Origin of the sequence: Peterkaempfera griseoplana, from assembly GCF_001418575.1 — a bacterium.
Classification (GTDB): Bacteria; Actinomycetota; Actinomycetes; order Streptomycetales; family Streptomycetaceae; genus Peterkaempfera; species Peterkaempfera griseoplana.
This window is the reverse complement of sequence record NZ_LIQR01000715.1, coordinates 1-3,562: the sequence shown is the minus strand read 5'-3', so window position 1 is coordinate 3,562 and position 3,562 is coordinate 1. Positions and strand designations below refer to the sequence as shown.

Genomic DNA, 3,562 nt, shown 5'->3' with positions numbered 1-3,562 from the left:
ACCCTGATCCTCCGTCCGCTCGGCTCCAGGGCCAGACAACCGACCCGTACCACCGCTCCGCCACCCCCGCCCGCGGTGATCCCGGGCACACGCCGGTGCCCGGCACCCCCGGCCGCAGCAGCCGGGCCCCCTCCCCGGGGCGGGGAGGGGGCCCGGTGGTGCGTCCGCGCGGTCAGGCCGCCGCGGGCACCGCCGCCCGGGCCGGCTCCAGGGCCAGCGACAGCACCTCGCGGACGTCGGAGACCGGGTGGACGGTGAGCCGCGCCAGCACCTCGGCGGGGACGTCGTCCAGGTCCGGCTCGTTGCGCTGCGGGATGAGCACCGTGGTGATGCCCGCCCGGTCCGCCGCCAGCAGCTTCTGCTTGACCCCGCCGATCGGCAGCACCCGCCCGGTCAGCGACACCTCACCGGTCATCGCCACATCGGCCCGCACCCGGCGGCCGGAGAGCAGCGAGGCCAGCGCCGTGGTCATGGTGACGCCTGCGCTGGGGCCGTCCTTGGGGACGGCCCCGGCCGGGACGTGCAGGTGCACGCCGCGGTCCTTGAAGTCGGTGACCGGCAGCTCCAGCTCGGCCCCGTGGGAGCGCAGGAAGGAGAGCGCGATGTGCGCCGACTCCTTCATGACCTCGCCCAGCTGGCCGGTCAGGCTGAGCCCGGTGGAGCCGGTCTCGGGGTCGGCGAGCGAGGCCTCGACGTAGAGCACGTCGCCGCCCGCCCCGGTGACCGCCAGCCCGGTGGCGACGCCGGGTACGGCGGTGCGGCGGCCGGCCGGCTCGGTGGCCGACTCCGGGGTGTGGTGCGGCCGGCCGATCAGGGCGCGCAGACCGTCCGCGTCCACGTCGGCGGGCAGGGTGCGCTCGCCCAGTTCGAGCTGGGCCGCGACCTTGCGCAGGATGCGGGCGATGGAGCGCTCCAGGTTCCGCACCCCCGCCTCCCTGGTGTACTCCCCCGCCAGCCTGCGCAGCGCCGAGTCGTCGAGCCGGACCTCGTCGGCGGCCAGCCCGGCCCGCTCCAGCTGCCGGGGCAGCAGGTGGTCCCGGGCGATGACGACCTTCTCGTCCTCGGTGTAGCCGTCCAGCCGCACCAGCTCCATCCGGTCCAGCAGCGGCTCGGGGATGGCCTCCAGCACATTGGCGGTGGCCAGGAAGACGACGTCGGAGAGGTCCAGCTCGACCTCCAGGTAGTGGTCGCGGAAGGTGTGGTTCTGCGCGGGGTCCAGCACCTCCAGCAGGGCCGCGGCGGGGTCGCCGCGGTAGTCGGAGCCGACCTTGTCGATCTCGTCGAGCAGGACCACCGGGTTCATCGACCCGGCCTCCTTGACCGCCCGGACGATCCGGCCGGGCAGCGCGCCGACGTAGGTACGCCGGTGGCCGCGGATCTCCGCCTCGTCGCGGACGCCGCCGAGCGCCACCCGGACGAAGGACCGCCCCATCGCGCGGGCCACCGACTCGCCCAGCGAGGTCTTGCCGACCCCGGGCGGGCCGACCAGGGCCAGCACCGCGCCGCCGCGGCGGCCGCCGACCAGGCCGAGGCCGCGGTCGGCACGGCGCTTGCGCACCGCCAGGTACTCCACGATGCGGTCCTTGACGTCGGCGAGACCGGCGTGGTCGGCGTCCAGCACCGCGCGGGCGCCGGCGATGTCGTAGGAGTCCTCGCTGCGCTCGTTCCAGGGCAGCTCCAGGACGGTGTCCAGCCAGGTGCGGATCCAGCCGGCCTCGGGCGAGGCGCCCTCGGCGGACCGCTCCAGCTTGTCGACCTCCTTCAGGGCGGCGACACGGACCTTCTCCGGCAGGTCCGCGGCCTCCACCCGGGCCCGGTAGTCCTCCTCCTCGGAGGAGGTGTCGCCGTTGAGATCGGCCAGCTCCTTGCGGACGGCCTCCAGCTGGCGGCGGAGCAGGAACTCCTTCTGCTGCTTCTCCACCCCCTCCTGGACGTCCTTGCGGATGGTGTCGTTGACCTCCTCCTCCGCGAGGTGGTCCTTGAGCAGCCCGAGGGCGTACGCCAGGCGCTCGGCCGGGTCCGCGGTCTCCAGCACCCGGAGCTTCTGCTCGGCGGTGAGGAAGGGGGCGTAGCCGATGCTGTCGGCCAGCTCGGAGACGTCCTCGACCTGGGCGACCCGGTCGACCACCTGCCAAGCCCCGCGCTTGCGCAGCCAGCGGGTGGCGACGGACTTGTACTCGCGCACCAGCTCGGCGACCCGGCCGGGGACGGACCCCTCCTCGCCCACGGCGGGCTCGTCGAAGTCGGAGGTCTCCACCCACAGGGCGGCGCCGGGGCCGGTGGTGCCCGCGCCGATCCGCAGCCGGCGGACGCCGCGCACCAGGGCGGCGGGGTCGCCGTCGGCGAGCCTGCCGACCTGCTCCACCGTGGCGAGGGTGCCGACGGCCGCGTAGACGCCGTCGACCCTGGGCACCAGCAGCAGCTGCGGCTTACGGGCCTTGACCGAACGGATGCCGGGGGCGCGTGCGCCGTCCTCGACACCGCGGTCGGCCGCCTGGGCGGCGTCGACGGCGGCGCGCACCTCGGTGTCGGACAGCTCCAGGGGCACCACCATGCCGGGCAGCACGACCTCGTCGTCGAGGGGCAGCACAGGAAGGGTGAGCGGCGCGGGCGACAAAGCCATGATCTCTTCCCAGTCAGTCAAGTTGAGTTGCTCTGACTGAAGTCTTGGGACGACCATGGTGTTCCGCTGTTCGCTTCAGGCGAACAGAGCCCGGCCCACCGCCGCACCAGCGGCCAGTGGAGCAGCCCGACGAGCAGGGCCGCCGGATGCCCGATCGCGGTCACCGGATCCCGGCCGGTGAGCGCCTGCCCCAGCACCACGGCCGCGACGACCGCAGGCGCGGCGTACCGCAGCCGGCCGGGCAGCAGCCCGGTCAGTGCCCCCAGGCAGGCGAGCACCCCGTAGCTGACCCCGATGTCGACCCGGTGCAGCGCGCTGGGGGCGAGCGGGCCGTAGAGCACCCGCAGCGCCAGCGGCAGCTCGGAGGCCAGGGTCGCCAGGACGTGCCCGGTGGCGAAGACCTGGAGGGTGCGCAGCGGCCCGGTCCTGCGCTCCAGCGGGGCCAGGGCCACGCCGAAGGCCAGCAGATAGGGGGACCACAGCGGTCCCGCCGTCCACAGCGCGCTCAGCAGCAGCACCCGCAGCGGGACGTGCAGCAGATGCCAGCCGTCGGTGCTGGAGGCGACGACCGCGGCCCGCACCGAGACCGGGTCGGCGTAGCGGGCGTAGAGGCTGGTGGCGAGCAGCAGCAGCAGGTACCAGAAGGTGAAGGGGGTCCGGCCGGGCGCCGGGAGCAGCCGGGCCAGGCGGACCAGCCGGCCGCGGAGGCCGGTGCCGCCGAGCGGGCGGAGGGTGCGCTGCCCGGTGTCCGCCATGGCGCCTCCACGGGTGGGACGGGTGCCCGGTGCGGGCGGGGGCGCCCGGCACGGTCACGTGCTTCAGCTTCCACGGTAGGGCGGCCGAATGAGCGGCGAACAGGTGGACCGGCGCGGCCGCGACCCCCCAGGATGGGCGTGTCGCCATTGATCAGTGCGTCCACGGAGGGTTCCACCTGTGAGT

2 protein-coding genes are annotated in these 3,562 nt (G+C 74.8%); both read right to left on the bottom strand.

Annotated elements, in window-relative coordinates:
• Window positions 1–172: 172 nt before the first annotated feature.
• Window positions 173–2,623, bottom strand: coding sequence for an endopeptidase La (gene lon / locus AOK09_RS35880; RefSeq protein WP_055591364.1), 2,451 nt, complete (start codon window positions 2,621–2,623; stop codon window positions 173–175).
• 17 nt (window positions 2,624–2,640) lie between these two features.
• Window positions 2,641–3,378 (bottom strand): rhomboid-like protein, encoded by a 738-nt coding sequence (locus AOK09_RS35875; RefSeq protein WP_063796174.1) that lies wholly within the window; start codon window positions 3,376–3,378, stop codon window positions 2,641–2,643.
• Window positions 3,379–3,562 lie beyond the last annotated feature (184 nt).